Origin of the sequence: Streptomyces sp. NPDC088746 (genome assembly GCF_044751065.1) — a bacterium.
Classification (GTDB): Bacteria; Actinomycetota; Actinomycetes; order Streptomycetales; family Streptomycetaceae; genus Streptomyces.
On sequence record NZ_JBIVLA010000004.1, the window covers coordinates 678,273 to 696,029 of the forward strand.

Sequence of the window (17,757 nt, forward strand, 5' to 3'; positions counted from 1 at the left end):
GGGCTATATAGTAAACCAGGTTAGATGATTCGTTGGTAGGAGGAACGCATGGAGTTCGGGATGCCGTGGCCCGGGGCGGACGTCGCCCGCCAGGCCGAGGAGGCCGGGGTAAAGGCCTTCTGCAGCGGAGAGTTCGTCGACCACGAGGCGTACAGCACCCTGGCCGAGATGGTCGCGGGGACGACGACGGCCCAGGTCGGTCCGGGGATCGCCTACGCGTTCGCGCGCACCCCGTACGCCCACGCCGCGGCGATGCGCAGCATGTGGAAGCGGGCCGAGGGCCGGCTCTTCCTGGGCCTGGGCTCGGGCGCCTACCGCATCAACCGCGACTGGTTCGGCGTCGAGGCCGACCGGCCCGTGGAACGGATGGCCGACCTGGTCGGGGCCGTACAGGCGTGGCTGCACGCGGAGAACGGCGAACGCGTCCGCTACGAGGGCGAGTTCTACCACGTGGACGCCGATGTGCGTGCCCCCGTCCTGGGCCGGATCGACGTGCCGGTTCTGCTCGCCGGCTTCAACAAGAGGATGGCCGCGGCCGCCGGCCGGACCGCCGACGGTGTGATCGGTCACGGCCTGTTCACCCGCAGCTGGTGGGACGACGTCGTGCGACCCGCGCTGGAGCGGGGAGCGGACGAGGGCGGACGCGAGAAGCCGCCCGTGGAGCACGGCTGGGTGATCACGGCTGTCAACGACGAGGACCCGGAGCGTGCGGCCGCCGACGCGCGACTGATGATCGCCTTCTATCTCACGGTCAAGACCTATGACCCCTACGTCGTCCACCACGGCTGGGAGAAGGAGGTCGACTCGATTCGCGAGGCGTTCCGCACCGGGGACATCAAGGGCATGGGCAAGGCCGTCACCGACGAGATGCTGGAGGCGATCGCGGTGTGCGGCACGACGGCTGACGCGGTCTCCGCGCTGCGCCGCCGACAGGGATCCTTCGGACGGGACGTCGCCTACCTGGCGCCGCCCTCCTTCATGGTGAGCGACCGCCGCCGGGACGCGTACGCCCGGGCGAACCTCTCCCTGATCTCGGCCGCACGGGCGGCAGGCGTCTGACCCGGCCCGGCCCCGCCCGGGGCACCACGACGCGGCGGTCCGCCTGGTTCGGAAACCTGGCGGACCGCCGCGTCGTGGCGGGTTCAGCGCGGCTCTCGGGGCAGGCCGAGGGCGCGTTCGGCCACCACGTTGCGCAGCACCTCGTTGGCGCCGCCGGCGATGGTGTAGGCCCGGGCATACAGAAAGGCGTCCTGCCACCAGCCGTTGTCGGCCGCCCCGGGGTCACCCTCGACGAGAACACCGTCCGGGCCCTGGAGAGCGACGCCGGTCTCGGCGGCGGCGAGATTGGTCTCGCTGAAGAAGATCTTCACCAGCGGGGCGTCCGCGGGGTCCTCCGTACCGTGCACCATGCGGGACTGTGCGGCCTTGCTCATCAGGTCCGCGACGTGGATGTCGGTGGCCAGGGCTCCCAGTCGCTGGCGCACCGCGCCGTCCTGGAGCGCGGGGCGGCCCGCGAACCGCGCGCCGTCCGCCAGCTCCAGCAGGTCGTCCAGCTGGCGCAGCAGATCCGCGCCTCGCGCGGCGACGCCGCTGCGCTCGTGACCGAGACTGGAGTTGGCGACCCGCCAGCCGTTGTTCACCTCACCGATGACGCAGTCCGCCGGAACACGGACCTGGTCGAGGAAGACTTCGTTGAAGTCCTCGGTACCGGTGATCTCGCGCAGTGGGCGGACATCGACCCCGGGGGTTTTCATGTCGAGCGCGAAGGCGGTGATCCCGCGGTGCTTCGGGGCGTCGGGGTCGGTACGGGCCAGAAGGTAGCCCATGTCGGCGTACTGCCCGTTGGTCGTCCAGACCTTCTGGCCGTCGATGACGTACTCGTCGCCCTCCCGGCGGGCGCGGGTGGCCAGGCCGGCCAGGTCGCTGCCGGCGCCCGGCTCGCTGAAGAGCTGGCACCAGATGTGCTCGGCTGAACGGATGCGGGGAAGGAAGCGCTGCTTCTGCGCATCGGTGCCGAATTCGATGAGGGCGTTGGCGGCCAGCGGCCCCGCGCCGATCGGGTCCCAGGTGCGGGCGCGGGCGATCTCCTCAGCGACCACGAAGGCCTGTTCGAGACTGGCGTCCGGCCGGCCCCCGTACTCCTGCGGCCAGTCCGCACCCAGGTAGCCCGCCTCGAAGAGAGCGGCCGTCCAGCTCCGGATGGCGGGGATCTGTTCCGGCTCGGGCGCCCGCACGCCGGTACGGTGCTTGACGCCCGGCGCGCGCTCCGCGATGAAGGCACGCACACGGTCCCGGAAGGCATCCAGCTCCGGAGAGGTTTCGAGCCGCACCACAGGCCTCCGTCTCATTCGATCCGGTGAAAAGCATTCCCACAACAACGGTAAATCAGTTATACCATAGGGGGATGATCTCGGGACGGAAAGGCGAGTGCAGTGGATTTTGAGCCGAGCGAGGAGCAGGTGATGCTCCGGGACGTCTCCCGGAGCGCGCTGAAGAGTCACGCCACACCCGAGCACGTACGGGCGATGGGCGGCGACATCTTCGCCGAGGACGGCGAGTTGTGGCGTCTCGGCGCTGAGCTCGGCTGGCCGGGACTCGTGCTGCCCGAGGAGCAGGGTGGAGCCGGCCAGGGGCTGGCCGAGCTGTGTGTGGTGGCCGAGGAGCTCGGCCGGGCCGCGGCGCCGGGGCCCTTCGTGCCCAGCTCCCTGGTCGGGCTCGCGCTGGCCCGTGGCGGGTCGGCCGCCGTGTGCTCCCGCATCCTGCCGGCCCTGGCCGACGGGTCCGCGTCCGCCGCCTGGGCCTTCGCCGAACCCGGCGGCGGGTGCACCCCCGACACGTTGACCACCACGGCGGTCGAAGACGGCGACGCCTATGTGCTCGACGGCCGCAAGACCTCCGTGCAGGACGCCGGAGCGGCCGGCTGGCTTCTGGTCACGGCCCTTCTGGACGACCGGCCCGCTTCCTTCGTCGTCGAGGCCGGCACCGCTGGCGTCTCCGTCCGCAGGCAGCAGGTCATCGATGAGACCAGGGCCTTCCACGAAGTACGTCTGGAGCGTGTGCGGGTTCCCGCGGACGGACTGCTGAGCGGTGGTCCCGCCGGCGTACGGGCGCTGTACGACGCCGCGATCACGCTGACGGCCGCCGACGCCCTCGGAGCAGCCGATGCCCTGCTGGACATGACCGTCGAATACGTCAAGGTGCGCCGGCAGTTCGGCCGCGCCATCGGCAGCTTCCAGGCCGTCAAGCACAAGTGCGCCACCATGCTGATGCAGGTCCACGCCGCCCGGGCGGCGGTGCACTACGCCGCCATGGCGTGGGACGCGGGCGATCCCGGTGCGTCACGGGCGGCCTCGGTGGCCAAGTCCTTCGCTTCGCGGGGGATGAGCCAGGTCGCGGGCGAGGCGCTGCAGACCCACGGCGGGATCGGCTTCACCTGGGAGCACGATCTGCATCTCCTCCTCAGGCGTGTGAAGACCGACGAGCTCCTTTACGGGGGCTCGGCGGAGCACCGGGAGCGCCTGTGCGCGCTGCTTCTCGCGGACCGCGCGGAGGCGGCGCCCGCAAGGGCCTGACACGCTCCGGCCCGGAGTACGACGACGGCGGCTCCTGTACACGGTGGTCACGCACCGTGCACAGGAGCCGCCGTTGTCGTACGTCCGGCCGCTCGCATGCGCCGGACGGCCGTGGTTCCGCCTGACGTACAGGGCCTCAGGAGACCCGGGAGTCCGCGGCCAGCCGGCTGACCACGTGCCGGCGTATGAGCTTGCCCGTCGGCGTCCTGGGCAGCTCCTCCCAGCACGCGACGCGGTCCGGGGTCTTGCTGCCGCGCAGCGTCCCGCGTACGAAGTCGCGCAGTTCCTCGCCCTCCACATCGCTGCCCGGCCGGATGACGACGGCTGCCTCGATCCGCTGCCCCCACTCGTCGTCCGGCACACCCACCACGACGGCGTCCAGGACCGACGGATGACGCAGCAGGACGTCCTCGATCTCCGCCGGGGCGATGTTCTCCGCGCCCCGGATGATGGTGTCGTCGACCCGGCCGCCGACGAAGAGATAGCCGTCCTCGTCCATGTGACCCTGGTCGCGGGTGTCGAACCACCCCTGCTCGTCCGTGAGGCGGCCGGCGCCCGCGTACTCGGCCGACACCTGCTCACCCCGTACGCAGATGAAGCCGGTCTCGCCGGGTGCCGCCGGTTCGCCGTCGGGGCCGCGGACCTGGACCTCGACAGCGGGAAGGACGCGGCCGACCGAACCGAGCCTGGCTCGCACGGCGGGGTCGTCACTCGCCAGCGCCGTACGGTGGTCCTCGGGGCCGAGGACAGCGATGGTGGAGCTGGTCTCGGTCAGTCCGTAGGCGTTGACGAAGCCGACGTCCGGCCAGTTCCGCAGGGCGCGTTCGATGACGGGGGCCGGCATGGGCGCGCCCCCGTAGGCCAGGGACCGGAGGCCGGGCAGCGGTGTTCCCTGGCCCGCCTCGACGATCCGGGCCAGCATGGTCGGGACGACCATCGCGTTGGTGATGCCCTGGTCGCGGACCGTCTCCAGCCACTGCTGGGGCGTGAACCGCTCCAGTACGACGGTGCGGCGGCCCGCGTAGAGATTCGTCAGGACGTTGGCGACCGCGGCAATGTGGTAGGGCGGGACACTGACCAGTGCGGCTTCCTCGGCCTCGGCCCCGGCGAACTCCACCGATCCCAGGACGTAGGAGACCAGGTTGTGATGGCGCAGCAGGACGCCCTTGGGTTCCGACGTGGTGCCGCTGGTGTAGATGACCACGGCCGCGCCCTCGTCGTCCTGCGCGTCGCCGTCGAAGGCGGCGCCGCCGGCGGTGGACTCCAGCCACTCCGCGGGGGTACGCGCCGGAATGCCGGCCCGCTCCAGGGCGTCGGCCTGTTCGGGTGCGGCGATGCCCAGGGCCTTCGGATGGTTGGCGAGCAGGGAGTCCAGTTGTTCCCTGCCGAGTCGGTAGTTGACCGGGACCAGCGGAACGCCGGCGCGAGCGGCCGCGAAGAGCGCGACCGGGAACGCCGGGCCGTTGACGTCCAGGTAGATCACGGCGTCCGCGTCGGCCGCCCGGATCGCGGCCGCCCCGGCCGCTGCGCGGTCCCGGAGCCCGGCCGCGGTGAGGCCGTCCTCGTGGTGCCCGACGACCACGCGGTCGCCGAAGCCCTCGACGGCCATGTCGAGCAGCATCGTCACATTCATGCGGGTGGCTCCTGTCCGGCGACCGGGTCAGTCGGATGCGGGGAGCGCCTTGGCGCCCTTGACCGGGAGGGGGTTGCCGTCGACGGCGAGGCTGCCCTTGCCCGGCTTCGTGCAGAGCAGCTCGATGCCGAGCTCGTCGTCGGCATAGCGTTTGCCGAGCTGCGTGCCGTCCATCTGTGCGGAGTCGGCGGTGCCGGGCGCGGCTCCGCTCTTCGGGTCCGCCATCTCGGCGCCGCCGCAGGTGATCGTCACGTCCGTCAGGGGAGCGCGCACCACGATGACGGTCGTGTCGTCGACGGTGGAGGAGAGTGTCTGTCCGACTCGTGGTTTCACAGAAGCTCCTTCGCTTCGATGGATTCCTTGACCAGTTCCAGCAGTTCGACCCTGCTCACCTTGGACGAGGGTGTCCGCGGCAGTTCGTCGGCGATGACGATGTGCACCGGCACTTCGTAGGGCGTGAGCGATTCCCTGCAGCAGGCGACGAGTTCGGCTGTCGGCGGTCGCCGCGCTCCGGCCCTGAGCTCGACGGCCGCCACCGGCACGTGTCCCAGACGGGCGTCGGGGAGGCCCGCGACAGCGGCCTCCTGGACTGCCGGGTGACGCTCCAGCGCCTTGCGCACCTGGTCGGGCTGGACCTTGAAGCCGCCTCGGATGATGGCGTCGTCCGCGCGGCCCTCGATCCAGACGAAGCCGTCGGTGTCGACGTGGCCCAGGTCGCTCGTGCGGGTCCACACGTCGCCGCCCAGGGAGGACTGCACGGTGCGGACTTCCAGGTTTCCGGTCTGCCCGTCGGGCAGCGGGATGCCGTCCGTGTCCACGGCCCGCATCTCCACTCCGGGCACGGTACGGCCCGCGCTGCCGGCCTTGCTGTCCCACCACTTCTCGTGCATGGGCAGCGTCCAGGTGGCGACTGCTCCGGCGAACTCGGTGGCCCCGTAGGTCATCAGGACCCGGGCGCCGTACGTACGGTGGAAGCGTTCGGCCAGCTCCGGCGGGCAGAACGCCGTACCACAGGTGATGACCCTCAGGCTGGACAGCTTCTCCGGCTCCACACCCGCGTCCAGCACGGTACGCAGGGCGGCCGGGACCAGGCCGGCGGCCGGTGGCCGGTGACGTTCGATGACGCGGACCCAGGGGTCCAGAGTGAAGCGGGGCAGCAGCGCGATGCGACGGCCCGCGTGCAGCGCGGACACCGCGCCCCAGAGTCCGCCGATGTGCACCAACGGCGTGGAGACCACACTGAGCCCCCTGCGCAGCAGTACGCCTTCCTTGGGGACCTGACCGCTGGAGTGGATCGCGGCGTCGAACTGCGTGTCGTTCAGCCGTACCCGCTTGGGCGGTCCGGTCGTGCCCGACGTCAGCATCTCGATGGTGACACCGGGCGCCTGCCCGGATCCTCGCGGAGCGGTGCCGCCGGCCTCCTCGACGGTGCCGTCGGGGCCGAGCCGGAGCGCGAGCCCCGCGCCGGTGACGGCGTCGAGCACCCCGGGACGGTTGAGCACGTCCGGCGAGCCGATGACGACGGGGGCACCGCTGCGGGCGATGTCCGCGGCCAGCCGCTCGGGCGGCTGGAGCGGGCTCAGGGTCACCACGCACCGGCCGGTGGCCAGGATCGCGATGAGCGCGCCCACGTGCTCCGGCCGGTTCTCCAGGACCAGGCCGACGCGAGAGCCCTCGCCCATCGCCGCACCGTCGAGTTGCCGGTCGAGCCGGCGTGCGAGTGAAGCGAGCGCCCCCCAGGTCCACCAGGCATCCTCGAACTCCACGGCCTGGGCTTCCGCCGGTGCCTTGCTCAGCAGTTCGGCAAGACGACTGCGAGCCCCCATGAGCCACCTCCTAGAATGTAGATCAAAGATATAACTGATTAAGGTGAGCGAGCAAGGGTTCAGCGCCACGGACACCCGGCCGACACCCACGCATGCCACGAAGCGCTCCACACGCCCCTCCGCGCGAACCTCCACTCATGGGATCTAAGTTAAAACAGTAATACGATAGAGCCTCGGCGGCGAGAGCGCCGCCCGGTCTGAACAAGAGAGGACGGCACACATGCGGATCGGCATGCCCATGGCTTACAGCGGAGGGTTCACCGAGACGGTGGAGCAGCTCGTCGACTACGAACGGGCCGGGCTGGACGTCGTACACGTCCCGGAGGCCTACAGCTTCGACTCCGTCAGCCAGCTGGGGTTCCTGGCCGCGCGCACCACCACGGTGGAGATCGCGGCCGGCATCCTCAACATCTACTCACGCACACCTGCGCTGCTCGCGATGACCGCGGCCGGCCTGGACTACGTCTCCGGGGGACGCTTCGTCCTCGGGCTGGGCGCCTCCGGTCCGCAAGTGGTCGAGGGTTTCCACGGCTTGCCGTATCACGCACCCCTCGCCCGGACCCGGGAGGTCGCGAGCATCTGCCGTGCGGTGTGGCGCAGGGAGCGCGTGGTCCACGACGGTCCGCTCTACCACCTCCCGCTGACGAAGGAGCAGGGCGGTTCGGGCGTGGGCAAGCCGCTCAAACTGATCAACCACCCCGTGCGTGAGCGCGTGCCCATGGTGCTGGCCGCGCTCGGACCGAAGAACGTCGCCCTGGCGGCCGAGCTGTTCGAGGGCTGGGAGCCCATCTTCTACTACCCCGAGGGCGCCGAGGACGCCTTCGGGGACGCTCTCGAAGCCGGGCTCTCCCGCCGCGACGCCACACTCGGCCCCCTGCAGATCGTCGTCGACACGCATGTAGCGGTCACGGAGAACGACGAGGACCGGGAGGCGGCGATGCAGCAGGTCCGCGAGCATCTCGCCCTCTACGTCGGCGGCATGGGCTCCCGGGGCAAGAACTTCTACAACGACCTGGCTCGCCGCTACGGCTTCGAGGACGCCGCCGACACCATCCAGGACCTCTTCCTCGACGGCCGCAAGGCCGAGGCCGCCGCCGCCGTGCCCGACGCCTTGGTGGACGGGGTGTCGATGATCGGGCCGAAGAACTGGATCAAGGAGCGGGTCGAGGCCTTCGCGGCGACCGGCGTCACCACCCTCAACGCCAAGCCGCTGGCCCCCACGCACGAGCGCCGGGTCGCCGACATCGCCACACTCAAGGAGGTCGGAGCGTGAGCCGGGCGTCCTTCACCTTCGTACCGGCCCCGGAGCTCGACGGTCATCCCGGTGACCCGCTGAAGGACCTGCTGGACCTGGAGGAGGTCGAGACCGATCTCTACCGATCCCGGTTGCTGTTCACCGACCACTACGCGCTCTACGGCGGTCAAGTGGCGGCCCAGGCGCTCAGAGCGGCCGGCCTGACAGTGCCACCGGACCGGCTTCCGCATTCCCTGCACAGCTACTTCCTCAGGCCCGGCGACGCCTCGCGCCCCACCGTCTTCCAGGTCCACCGCGACCGCGACGGCCGCTCGTACTCGGCGCGCAGGGTGGTCGCCGTCCAGGACGGCAAGGCCATCTTCACGCTGTCGGCGTCCTTCCACGCGGTACAGGAGGGTCCCGACGAGCAGGTCACGAAGGCCGGGCCGTTCCCCTCCCCCGAGGAATGCGCCCCCTTCACCCTCCCCCGGCTGTTCTCCATGGAGGGCCGTAGCAGCGGAGTGCGCAGACCGCACGAGATCGTGCCCATGCGGTTCTGGGCACGGTCCACGGCCTCGTCGGCCGAGGACGGCCAGCTGCTGCATGCCTGCGTGCTGACCTACCTGTCGGACATCTCCAGCGGTCTCCACGCGATTGAGGACGACGACGCACGGGCCTCGGCGAGCCTGGACCACGCCGTCTGGTTCCACCGTCCCGTCCGCATGGACGACTGGACCCTGACGGAGGTCGTCCCGCACAGCGCCGCGGGCGGGCGCGGCTGGTACACGGGGTCCGTCTTCGACACCTCGGGACGCCTGGTGGCGAGCTTCGCCCAGGAGGCTCTCTTCCGTCATGTCCGACGGGGATCTCCCACATAGAGAACAGTCAATTAAATCAGTTAGTGAATACATCTTGACCGTCTCCAACGCATCCGACCACAGTGTGTCGTGTCTTCCGGACGCTTCGTGATCCGGGAATGCCCCAGCAGCTGAACCCGCGGCAGAGCCGCGTGCGGCCGAGAACCGGATGGCCTCCGCGAGGCCGACAGGCCCCTGCGGGCCCCGGAGAGAGGACCTGCTGTGAAGAGACGACACCACTGGTGGACCAGGCTTTTCCTTGCCGCCGGGATCGTCCTGGCGAGCGGCTGCGGAGGCGCCGCCGACCGGGCCCGTCAGGACCCCGGTCCGCCGGACCCCTCGGCCACCCTGCGGGTGGGGTGGACCCAGGGCCTCACCTCGATCGACCCGCACATGGCACAGAGCGAGATCCTGACGTTCCGTTACGGCCTCGCCTCGGTCTACGACCGGCTCTTCACCGTCGACGCCCGGGGCGAGGTGAAGGGGATGCTCGTCAAGGACTGGGCGTACGGGAAGGGCGGCCGGACGCTCACGTTGAAGCTCCGCGAGGACGTGACCTTCCGCGACGGCACTCCGCTGGACGCCGCCGCCGTCAAGACCAGCCTGGACCGGGCCCGCACCCTGGACAGCCCGGTCGTCAAGAAGCGCATGGCCGTCGTCTCACGCGTGGACGTGGTGAAGGACTACGAGGTGGCGCTCACCCTTGAGCGGCCCAGTGCCACCGTGCCGAACATCCTCTCCGAGGTGTCCGGCTTCATACTCCATCCGGATCTGATCAAGAACGGTGATCCTTCCAAGAAGGCCGAGGGGTCGGGCGCCTACCGCATCGTGAAGTGGCTCCCCGGCGAGCGCATCGTCCTCGAACGTGACCGGGACGACTACTGGGACGAGAAGGCCGCTCGCGTCGAGAGGATCGAGCACCGGACCGTCTCGGACTTCCAGGCCTTCTCCAACGCTCTCGCCGGCGGCCAGATCGACCTCGGGTCCCTCTTGCCGCACAACGTCCTCGGGCTGGAGGGACGCGGCGGCCTCAAGACCGTACGCGTGGAGCACGGGACCGGGATGCAGATCCTGTTCAACCGGAACTCCGGTGCGCTGAAGGACCTGGACGTACGCCGAGCGGTCAACTACGCCTATGACCGCAAGGCCATCACCGACGCCATCTTCCCCGGGTCCGTCCCCGCCTACCAGCACACCCGCAGCTCGCTCAACGGCTACGATCCCGGGCTGGAAGGCAGCTACGAGCGGGATCTGGGCAAGGCCAGGAAGCTGCTGGCCGAGGCGGGCCACCCGGAGGGCGTGGACCTGGGCAAAATGCTCGTCCCCGCTTCCAATCCGCCGGGCCTCGGGGATGTGATCCAGGAACAGCTCGGCGAGGCCGGCATCAAGGTCACTCCCGTGCTGGTCGACTACGCCGAGGCGGTCACCCAGTTCGCCGGTGGCAAGGTGCCGCTTCTCCTGCACTACGTGCAGACCGGTACCGACTTCGGGGCGGGCGTCAGTGCCCGCTGGTACCCGCCGCAGATGAACCCCGCCGGCACCACACCGGAGTTCGACCGGATGTACGCGGCCGCCTCCGACAGCCGGCTGAGCGCCGAGGAGCGCGACGAGCGCTACCGGAAGCTCAACCGTTTCCTCGTCGAGCAGGCCTGGTCGGCCCCCGTCGCCTGGATCAACTACCCCTGGGTGATGAGCGAAAAGGTCCTGAACTTCAACGAGGACATGGACTACAGCACCACCTTCGGGCCGTACGACCTGCGTTACGTCGCCAAGGCCGCCGAGTAGCAGCACCCCGCCCTCGCATCCCGTTGAAAGGCCCGTGCATGCTGCGCTTCATCGCTACCCGGGTGGCCACACTCATCCCGATGCTGTTCCTGCTCACCGTCGTCGTCTTCGCCCTGGTGGAGATCGCCCCGGGCGACCCGGCCGCGATCATCGCCGGACCCGAGGCATCGCCGGAGTCGGTCGCGGGGCTCCGGCAGGAACTGGGACTGGACCGCCCCCTCCACGAACGCTACTTCTCCTACCTCACGAGCCTCCTCCAGGGTGACCTGGGCACGTCGTACCTGACCGACGAGCCCGTCAGTGAGGTCATCGCGCGCAGGCTGCCGCGCACCGCCACCATCTCGGCGTACGCGCTCCTCATCTCCGTCGTGCTGAGCATCCCCTTCGGCCTGCTGGCCGCCCTGCGGCGCGGCCGCTTCACCGACCGCTTCGTGACCGGGAGTTCCGTCTTCCTCCTGGCCGTCCCACCGTTCGTGCTCGCGGCGCTGCTGGTGAACTACCTGGCTCTCGGCGGCCTGCGGATACTGCCGCCGACCGGCTACGTGCCGATGAGCGAGAGCGTCTCCGAGTGGCTGAGGTTCGCCACCCTGCCGGCCATCGCCATCGCCACCATCAGCCTCGCCGAACTGACCCGCCAGGCCCGCGGATCGCTGGTGGACACCTTGGAGGAGGACTACGTCCGCACGGCCAAGGCCAAGGGGCTCGGCCGGTGGCGGACCGTGGGCAAGCACGCCGCCAAGAACGCGGCGGTCCCCTACATCACGATCCTGGGACTGAACGTGGGCCGGATCGTCGGCGCCGCGGTGATCGTCGAGGCCATTTTCAACCTCCAGGGTTTCGGACAGCTCGGCGTCACGTCCGTGCTCACCCGCGACCTGCCCACCATGCAGGGCGTGGTCCTGATCAGCGGCCTGATCGTGCTCGTGGTCAATCTCCTGGTCGACATCAGTTACGGCTATCTCAACCCGAGGATTCGGACACGATGACAACCACGGTTACCCCGCACCAGCCACCGGTTCGCAAGCGGTCGTCGGCCGGCATCGTCACCTACCGCCCGGGCCGCGCCATGCGCCGTTTCCGCCGGGACCGTTCCGGACTGGTCTGCCTGGGAGTACTGGTCCTGATCCTCCTGGCCGGGGCACTGTCCCAGGTCTGGACGCCGCAGGATCCCGCGGACCAGGACCTGTTGGGCCGCCTCCAGGGGCCCTCCTCCGAGCATCTGCTGGGCACCGACAACCTGGGTCGCGATGTGCTCAGCAGGCTGATGGTCGCCACCTGGGTGGCCATCACCTCGTCATCGCTGGCCGTGGTCCTCGGCCTGGTCACGGGCACCGTGCTCGGGCTGATCGCCGGTTATGCCGGTGGCTGGGTCGACTCCGTACTGAGCAGGATCGCCGACGTCCTGCTGTCCCTTCCGCCGCTGCTGTTCGCGGTGGCCATCGTCGGTGCTCTCGGCCCGTCCCTGACCAATGCCATGATCGCGCTGGGTGTGCTGCTGCTGCCACGGTTCTTCCGGATGGTGCGGGTCAGCACCCAGGAGATCGTCCACGAGGACTTCGCGGAGGCCGCACGCGCCTCCGGAGCAGGACCGGTCCGTATCCTCCTGCGCCATGTGCTGCCGAACATCCTGTCGCCGCTGCTGATCCAGATCTCCTTCGGCGTGGCCGTGGCCGTCGTGGCCGAGTCGGGGCTGAGCTTCCTGGGCCTGGGGGCCCAGCCGCCCACCGCGAGCTGGGGGTCCATGGTCAAGGAGGGCTTCGACAACCTGGCGCAGACCAGCTGGATGATCCTGCCGCCCGCAGCCCTGATCGTGCTCACGATTCTGGTGCTGTCACTGCTCGGAGACAGTCTGCGCGACGCGGTCGGCCGACAGAGCGGGAGCAAGTGATGACGACGACGGCACAGCAGCGACCGCCGACGGGCCGAGGCACCCTGGTGCTGGATGTCCGCGACCTGTCGGTCCGGATCAGGACCGAGCACGGCTGGACCGGGATCGTGGACGGCGTGAATCTCGCCGTGCACGCCGGAGAGACCGTCGGGCTGGTGGGCGAGTCCGGCTCCGGCAAGACCGTCACCTCACTGGCCGTCATGCGGCTGCTCCCGGACAACGCCCGGATCAGCGGTGCGGTGCGGCTCGGTGACCGGGACATCATGTCTCTTCCCGAGAAGGAGCTGGACCGGGTACGCGGCGTCGAGATGGCGATGATCTTCCAGGAGCCGCGCCGCAGCCTCAATCCGGTCTTCACCGTCGGTGAACAGGTGGCCGAATCGGTCCGCCGACACCGTGGCGCGAGTCGCAAGGAGGCCTGGGCACGGGCGGTCGAACTCCTCGACCTGGTCGGCATCCCCGACCCGGGCCGGCGGGCGCACAACCACCCGCACGAGTTCAGCGGAGGCATGTGTCAGCGGGTCATGCTCGCGATGGCCCTGGCCTGTGACCCGAAGGTGCTCATCGCCGACGAGCCGACCACCGCTCTGGACGTCACGGTGCAGCGTCAGGTGCTGTCCCTGATCCACGACATCCAGCAACAGCTCGGGCTCGGCGTGCTGCTGATCACCCATGACCTCGGTGTCGTGGCCGAGGTGTGTGACCGCGCGGCCGTCATGTACGCCGGGCGCATCGTCGAGGAGGCTCCGGTCACGCAGTTGTTCGACGCGCCGGGCCACCCCTACACGGCGGGGCTGCTGCACGCCATGCCGGACCCCGTGCGGCACGCGGAGCGCATGGCGGTCATCCCCGGACGGGTGCCGCCGCCGCACGAGTTCCCGCAGGCCTGCCGCTTCGCGCCGCGCTGCCCGTACGCCGTCGAGGAGTGCTCGCAGGACGTCGTGCCGCTGCGGCAGACAGGGCCGGACCACTCGGTGCGGTGCGCCAGAACCGGAGAGATCGAGCTGGGGGACGCGTTCTATGACTGAGGAAAACCGCCCCGCGGAAGCAAGGAACACCGCGGGCGACGTGCCGGGGCCGCAGCCGGCCCTGGAGATCCAAGGGCTGGCGAAGTCCTACCCGGCCGAACGCAACGCCCTGGGGCGGGTCGTGCGCACGGTGGATGCCGTACGTGGCTTGGACATCGCGGTGGCGCCGGGTGAGACGGTGGCTCTCGTCGGGGAGTCCGGTGCCGGGAAGTCGACGGTGGGCCGGCTCGCGCTGCGGCTGATCCAGCCGGACTCGGGCCGGATCAGCGTGCTCGGCCAGGACATCATGGGTCTGGGCCGCAAGGAGCTCAAGGCCATCCGGGCCCGGGCCACCATGATCTTCCAGGACCCGTACAAGTCCCTCGATCCGAAGGCGCTGATCCGCTACTCGGTGGCGGAGCCGCTGCTCGCCCAGGGAGGCACGTCCCGCGACGAGCGGGAGGAGACGATATCGGCGCTGATGGACCGGGTCGGACTCGCGCCGCACTACCTGGACCGCTATCCGTACGAGATGTCCGGCGGCCAGCTCCAGCGGGTGGCCATCGCGCGGGCCCTGTCCACCGGCCCCGAGGTGATGGTGTGCGACGAACCGGTCGCGGCGCTCGACATGTCGATACGCTCGCACGTGATCAACCTGCTGCGGGAACTGCAACGGGAACGAGGTCTGGCGTACCTGTTCATCTCGCACGACATGTCCTTGGTGCGGGTCATCGCGGACCGGGTGGCCGTGATGCGTCAGGGCCGGATCGTCGAGTGCGCCACCACCCGGGAGCTGTTCGAGAGGCCGGCCCACGAGTACACCCGTGAGCTGCTGTCCGCGATCCCGGCCTCACATCCCTCTCGACGCACCTTCCGGCCGGTCCCGCGGACGCCGTAGCCGGATGGCTCCGCAGGTGGCACGGGCACGGGTATTGCCCGGGGGTATCCGAGGAACTAATCTCCGACCTAGATAACTAGGTCATTTACTTCAAGGGGTACTCCCCCGGTGAAGGAGACAGCAGTGGCGAATACTGTGAGGCGCTCGGGACGTGGTGCCTGATGGCCACGCGGACACCCGACACGGCGATCGTGGGCATCGGCGCGACGCCCTACTACCGCCGAGGCCGGTCCCACCCCCAGACCATCGACGAACTCGCCGGTAAGGCGATCCTCGCCGCCTGCGCGGATGCCGGTCTGTCGGTCAAGGACATCGACGGCTTCGCCTACTACTCCGGTGCGGGCGCCGGCTACGGGGCGGGCATGGACACGGCCAGCTTCATGGAGACCCTGGGCATCCCCGAGGTCACCTTCACCGCCACGCTGACCTCGGGCGGTGGCGGCGCCGCCGGCTCCATCGGGCTCGCCCGCGCGGCCATCGTCGCGGGCGACGCCACCACGGTGGTCACCGTGATGGCACTGCAACAGCCCGCCGACCGGCGGCTGGGCACCGTGTTCGGCAAGGTCCCGCCGACGCCCGAGAAGGCGTTCCTCCAGCCGTCCGGCCTCGTCGGCCCCGGCCACCTGATGTCCGTACTGGCCCGCCGCCACATGCACATGTACGGCACTCGGCGTGAGGCGTTCGCCGAGATCGCCCTCTCCCAGCGGGAGAACGCGGCCAACCGTCCCAAGGCCCTCATGCGTGAGCCGCTCACCCCGGACGACTACTTCAACGCGCGGATGATCGCCGAGCCGCTCTGTCTCTACGACTTCTGCCTGGAGACCGACGGCGCGGTCGCCGTGATCACCACCAGCCTCGAGCGCGCCCGCGATCTGCGCCAGAAGCCGGTCCCGGTCGTCGCGGCCGCCCACGGCGGCCACCGTGACTGGGGCCGCGCCTTCGGCTGGATGGGCATGCCGGAGGAGACCTTCGCCTCGTCCGGACACGCCGCGGTCGCCAAGCGGCTCTACGCGAAGGCGGGCGTCACGCCCTCCGACATCGACGTCGCGCTGCTCTACGACCACTTCTCCCCGATGGTCCTCATGCAGCTGGAGGACTACGGCTTCTGCCCCAAGGGCGAAGGCGGGGCGTTCGTGGAGAGCGGAGCGATCCGCTACAAGGGCGGTTCGCTCCCCGTCAACACCCACGGCGGGCAGCTCTCGGAGGCGTACATCATCGGAATGACCCACATCATGGAGGCGGTCGAGCAGATGCGCGGCACGGCTGTGAACCAGGTGGCGGGCGCCGAACTGGCGCTGGCCACAGGCGGCCCGGCCGCCATCCCCACCAGCGGTCTGATCCTGGGGCGTGACGCATGAGTACCGGCATCGTGACCGCCCAGGCGCTCCCCTCCGAGTATGTCCACATCACCACCGACACCCACACCGAACCGTTCTGGACAGCCGCCCGCGAGAAGCGCCTGACCGCGCCGAGCTGCGGCTCCTGCGGCCATTTCCGGCTGCCCCCCACCCCTTTCTGCCCCGAGTGCCAGTCACAGGAGGTGAACTGGGTCGAGCTCTCGGGACGGGCCACCGTCTTCTCCTTCTCGGTGGTGCGAGGCTTCCCGGGGCTGAAGGACATCGTCCTCGTCCCGGTCGTGGTCGACCTTCCCGATGCGCCCGGCGCCCGGCTCGTCAGCAACGTCATCGACGTCGCACCGGAGGACGTGACCATCGGGATGGAGCTCCGGGTGGCCTTCCACCCCATCTCCGACGACTGGCTGCTCCCGGTCTTCCGCCCGGCGGAAGCCACCGCGGTGGACCGGTGACTCCCAGCGGCACCCGCCCGCTCGACCCACGGCACGGCACCCACGATCCGGGCTCGGGGACGCCACCACGCGCCCCGGGGTCCGTTCGGCGCACCGCGAGTACCTCCATGCTCCGGCCGGACGGTGTGCTCGGGCCGCTCGTCCTGTACGGCCTGGGGCGCGACCTGCGCACAGGACCCGACGGCGGGGCGGAGGTCCTGGCCGAGGCCACCACCCGGCTCGACGTGGCCTTTCTCGACGGACGGAAGGTCACCGGGGTCACCTCCGACCCGCAACTGCCCGCTCTCCAGGAGCTGATCGGCGTGCCCGCGGCCGGCGGTTTCCGGGCCAGGCTCGGCGAGGTGGCGGCGCGGGAGCGGGACGCGCGCTCGCTGCTGCACCTGTTGCTGGACGACGTGCCAGGAGCCGCCCTGGTCTCGGGCTACTCGGTGGGTTCCGCCACCGAGCACCAGAACATCGATGTCAGCGCTCGCTCGTCGTACCGGCCCCGGCCCGACCAGTGCTCCGGGTTCCGCTCCGGCGGCACGATCATGATCGAGATCGGCCGCAGGGGCCGGGCCCCGGTGGTCACCGGCCCGCCCGCGCCCTCGCTGGACAACCCCGCCGATCCGCATGCCTGGCACACCTTGGAACCCCTGCCGCGCCACGGCATGCGACGGGTGCGGCGCCTGGACGTGATCCCGGAGAAGGCAGTGGTCACGGTGGAGTCCTACTTCCGCGACAGCCACGTCGGCGAGGACGGCCGCGAGAGCGTCATCCACGAGTACGAGGTCCGCGCAGTGGTCGAGCCGGACAGTTGGCGCGTGCTGAAGGCGTCCGCGACCCCTCGCGTGCTGCCCTGGCGGGAATGCCCGTCCGCGGCGGACTCGGCCGGCCGGCTGGTGGGGCGCAGCCTGCTGGACATCCGCCAGGAGGTCCGTACCGACTTCCGTGGCATCTCCACGTGCACGCATCTCAACGACCAGCTGCGGTCGCTGGCGGACGTGGTGGTCCTGGCGGGCGCGGCGCACTGACCGATCACACCCGTGTGGCCGCGTCGGCCCTTCTGGTCGGAAATAAAGTTCCAACTAGGTTAACCATGAGTAAATCCGTCCACCCGGAGCGCATACGCGCAGGTCGCCGAGGGTGTCAGAAGTTCCGGTGGGGCGCGTTCCGGCGCCGACGGTTCCATGGGTCGTGGTGAGAAGTCTTGACGCTCTCCGGAGCGGGTGTCCAGACTCCAAACGAGAATCCCGTTTTCAACACCGTGT

Annotated in this window: 16 protein-coding genes; 12 read left to right on the forward strand and 4 right to left on the reverse strand. The window is 70.0% G+C overall.

Features of this window, described 5'->3' with window-relative positions; all coding sequences use genetic code 11:
- The first annotated feature begins 48 nt into the window (after positions 1 to 48).
- The gene (locus tag ACIP63_RS21995) at positions 49 to 1,059 is read left to right on the forward strand and encodes an LLM class flavin-dependent oxidoreductase (RefSeq protein WP_401518041.1); all 1,011 of its coding nucleotides are present in this window, start codon (positions 49 to 51) and stop codon (positions 1,057 to 1,059) included.
- Positions 1,060 to 1,142: 83 nt separating this feature from the next.
- On the opposite strand, the gene ACIP63_RS22000 is transcribed toward ACIP63_RS21995, so the two are convergent.
- Positions 1,143 to 2,330: an acyl-CoA dehydrogenase family protein gene (locus ACIP63_RS22000; RefSeq protein ID WP_401518043.1), complete on the reverse strand. Its 1,188-nt coding sequence runs from the start codon at positions 2,328 to 2,330 to the stop codon at positions 1,143 to 1,145.
- A 102-nt stretch (positions 2,331 to 2,432) separates the two neighbouring features.
- Between ACIP63_RS22000 and ACIP63_RS22005 the strand changes: the two genes are divergently transcribed.
- On the forward strand, positions 2,433 to 3,572 hold the full coding sequence (locus tag ACIP63_RS22005; protein WP_401518045.1) for an acyl-CoA dehydrogenase family protein: 1,140 nt from the start codon (positions 2,433 to 2,435) through the stop codon (positions 3,570 to 3,572).
- Between the two features lie 136 nt (positions 3,573 to 3,708).
- Here the strand turns inward: ACIP63_RS22005 and ACIP63_RS22010 are convergent, their stop codons facing one another.
- From ACIP63_RS22010 to ACIP63_RS22020, 3 genes are read right to left on the reverse strand one after another with little or no spacing between them, the layout of a single operon-like run.
- Positions 3,709 to 5,205: a class I adenylate-forming enzyme family protein gene (locus tag ACIP63_RS22010; RefSeq protein WP_401518047.1), complete on the reverse strand. Its 1,497-nt coding sequence runs from the start codon at positions 5,203 to 5,205 to the stop codon at positions 3,709 to 3,711.
- Between the two features lie 27 nt (positions 5,206 to 5,232).
- The gene (locus ACIP63_RS22015) at positions 5,233 to 5,538 is read right to left on the reverse strand and encodes a hypothetical protein (RefSeq protein WP_401518049.1); all 306 of its coding nucleotides are present in this window, start codon (positions 5,536 to 5,538) and stop codon (positions 5,233 to 5,235) included.
- Complete coding sequence (locus ACIP63_RS22020; protein ID WP_401518050.1) at positions 5,535 to 7,031, reverse strand: class I adenylate-forming enzyme family protein; 1,497 nt, start codon at positions 7,029 to 7,031, stop codon at positions 5,535 to 5,537. The genes ACIP63_RS22015 and ACIP63_RS22020 overlap by 4 nt, the downstream gene beginning before the upstream one ends.
- A gap of 220 nt (positions 7,032 to 7,251) precedes the next feature.
- Between ACIP63_RS22020 and ACIP63_RS22025 the strand changes: the two genes are divergently transcribed.
- The 10 genes from ACIP63_RS22025 (at position 7,252) to ACIP63_RS22070 (ending at position 17,520) form a co-directional block, all read left to right on the forward strand.
- A complete protein-coding gene (locus tag ACIP63_RS22025) occupies positions 7,252 to 8,304 on the forward strand; it encodes an LLM class F420-dependent oxidoreductase (RefSeq protein WP_401518054.1) in 1,053 nt (350 codons plus the stop codon).
- Entirely contained in the window at positions 8,301 to 9,143 is an 843-nt protein-coding gene (locus tag ACIP63_RS22030) for an acyl-CoA thioesterase (RefSeq protein ID WP_401518056.1), read from the forward strand. The genes ACIP63_RS22025 and ACIP63_RS22030 overlap by 4 nt, the downstream gene beginning before the upstream one ends.
- Before the next feature lie 201 nt (positions 9,144 to 9,344).
- A complete protein-coding gene (locus ACIP63_RS22035; RefSeq protein WP_401518058.1) occupies positions 9,345 to 10,907 on the forward strand; it encodes an ABC transporter substrate-binding protein in 1,563 nt (520 codons plus the stop codon).
- Positions 10,908 to 10,945: 38 nt separating this feature from the next.
- On the forward strand, positions 10,946 to 11,893 hold the full coding sequence (locus ACIP63_RS22040) for an ABC transporter permease (RefSeq protein WP_401518059.1): 948 nt from the start codon (positions 10,946 to 10,948) through the stop codon (positions 11,891 to 11,893).
- Positions 11,890 to 12,795, forward strand: a complete 906-nt coding sequence (locus ACIP63_RS22045; RefSeq protein ID WP_401518062.1) for an ABC transporter permease — start codon at positions 11,890 to 11,892, stop codon at positions 12,793 to 12,795. The genes ACIP63_RS22040 and ACIP63_RS22045 overlap by 4 nt, the downstream gene beginning before the upstream one ends.
- The gene (locus ACIP63_RS22050) at positions 12,795 to 13,823 is read left to right on the forward strand and encodes an ABC transporter ATP-binding protein (RefSeq protein WP_401518064.1); all 1,029 of its coding nucleotides are present in this window, start codon (positions 12,795 to 12,797) and stop codon (positions 13,821 to 13,823) included. The genes ACIP63_RS22045 and ACIP63_RS22050 overlap by 1 nt, the downstream gene beginning before the upstream one ends.
- Positions 13,816 to 14,700 carry an ATP-binding cassette domain-containing protein gene (locus ACIP63_RS22055; RefSeq protein ID WP_401518066.1) on the forward strand — a complete coding sequence of 295 codons (885 nt, stop codon included), beginning with the start codon at positions 13,816 to 13,818 and terminating at the stop codon, positions 14,698 to 14,700. Before ACIP63_RS22050 ends, ACIP63_RS22055 begins: the two co-directional genes overlap by 8 nt.
- A gap of 161 nt (positions 14,701 to 14,861) precedes the next feature.
- The gene (locus tag ACIP63_RS22060; protein ID WP_401518069.1) at positions 14,862 to 16,058 is read left to right on the forward strand and encodes a thiolase C-terminal domain-containing protein; all 1,197 of its coding nucleotides are present in this window, start codon (positions 14,862 to 14,864) and stop codon (positions 16,056 to 16,058) included.
- The gene (locus tag ACIP63_RS22065; protein ID WP_401518071.1) at positions 16,055 to 16,507 is read left to right on the forward strand and encodes a Zn-ribbon domain-containing OB-fold protein; all 453 of its coding nucleotides are present in this window, start codon (positions 16,055 to 16,057) and stop codon (positions 16,505 to 16,507) included. The genes ACIP63_RS22060 and ACIP63_RS22065 overlap by 4 nt, the downstream gene beginning before the upstream one ends.
- Positions 16,508 to 16,614: 107 nt before the next feature.
- Positions 16,615 to 17,520 carry a DUF2889 domain-containing protein gene (locus ACIP63_RS22070; protein WP_401518074.1) on the forward strand — a complete coding sequence of 302 codons (906 nt, stop codon included), beginning with the start codon at positions 16,615 to 16,617 and terminating at the stop codon, positions 17,518 to 17,520.
- Positions 17,521 to 17,757 lie beyond the last annotated feature (237 nt).

Coding starts and splice junctions, on each gene's coding strand:
- ACIP63_RS22050 (WP_401518064.1), top strand. CDS start 12,795: ATGACGACGACGGCACAGCAGCGACCGCCGACGGGCCGAGGCACCCTG.
- ACIP63_RS22060 (WP_401518069.1), top strand. CDS start 14,862: ATGGCCACGCGGACACCCGACACGGCGATCGTGGGCATCGGCGCGACG.
- ACIP63_RS21995 (WP_401518041.1), top strand. CDS start 49: ATGGAGTTCGGGATGCCGTGGCCCGGGGCGGACGTCGCCCGCCAGGCC.
- ACIP63_RS22045 (WP_401518062.1), top strand. CDS start 11,890: ATGACAACCACGGTTACCCCGCACCAGCCACCGGTTCGCAAGCGGTCG.
- ACIP63_RS22055 (WP_401518066.1), top strand. CDS start 13,816: ATGACTGAGGAAAACCGCCCCGCGGAAGCAAGGAACACCGCGGGCGAC.
- ACIP63_RS22070 (WP_401518074.1), top strand. CDS start 16,615: ATGCTCCGGCCGGACGGTGTGCTCGGGCCGCTCGTCCTGTACGGCCTG.
- ACIP63_RS22065 (WP_401518071.1), top strand. CDS start 16,055: ATGAGTACCGGCATCGTGACCGCCCAGGCGCTCCCCTCCGAGTATGTC.
- ACIP63_RS22010 (WP_401518047.1), bottom strand. CDS start 5,205: ATGAATGTGACGATGCTGCTCGACATGGCCGTCGAGGGCTTCGGCGAC.
- ACIP63_RS22020 (WP_401518050.1), bottom strand. CDS start 7,031: ATGGGGGCTCGCAGTCGTCTTGCCGAACTGCTGAGCAAGGCACCGGCG.
- ACIP63_RS22040 (WP_401518059.1), top strand. CDS start 10,946: ATGCTGCGCTTCATCGCTACCCGGGTGGCCACACTCATCCCGATGCTG.
- ACIP63_RS22025 (WP_401518054.1), top strand. CDS start 7,252: ATGCGGATCGGCATGCCCATGGCTTACAGCGGAGGGTTCACCGAGACG.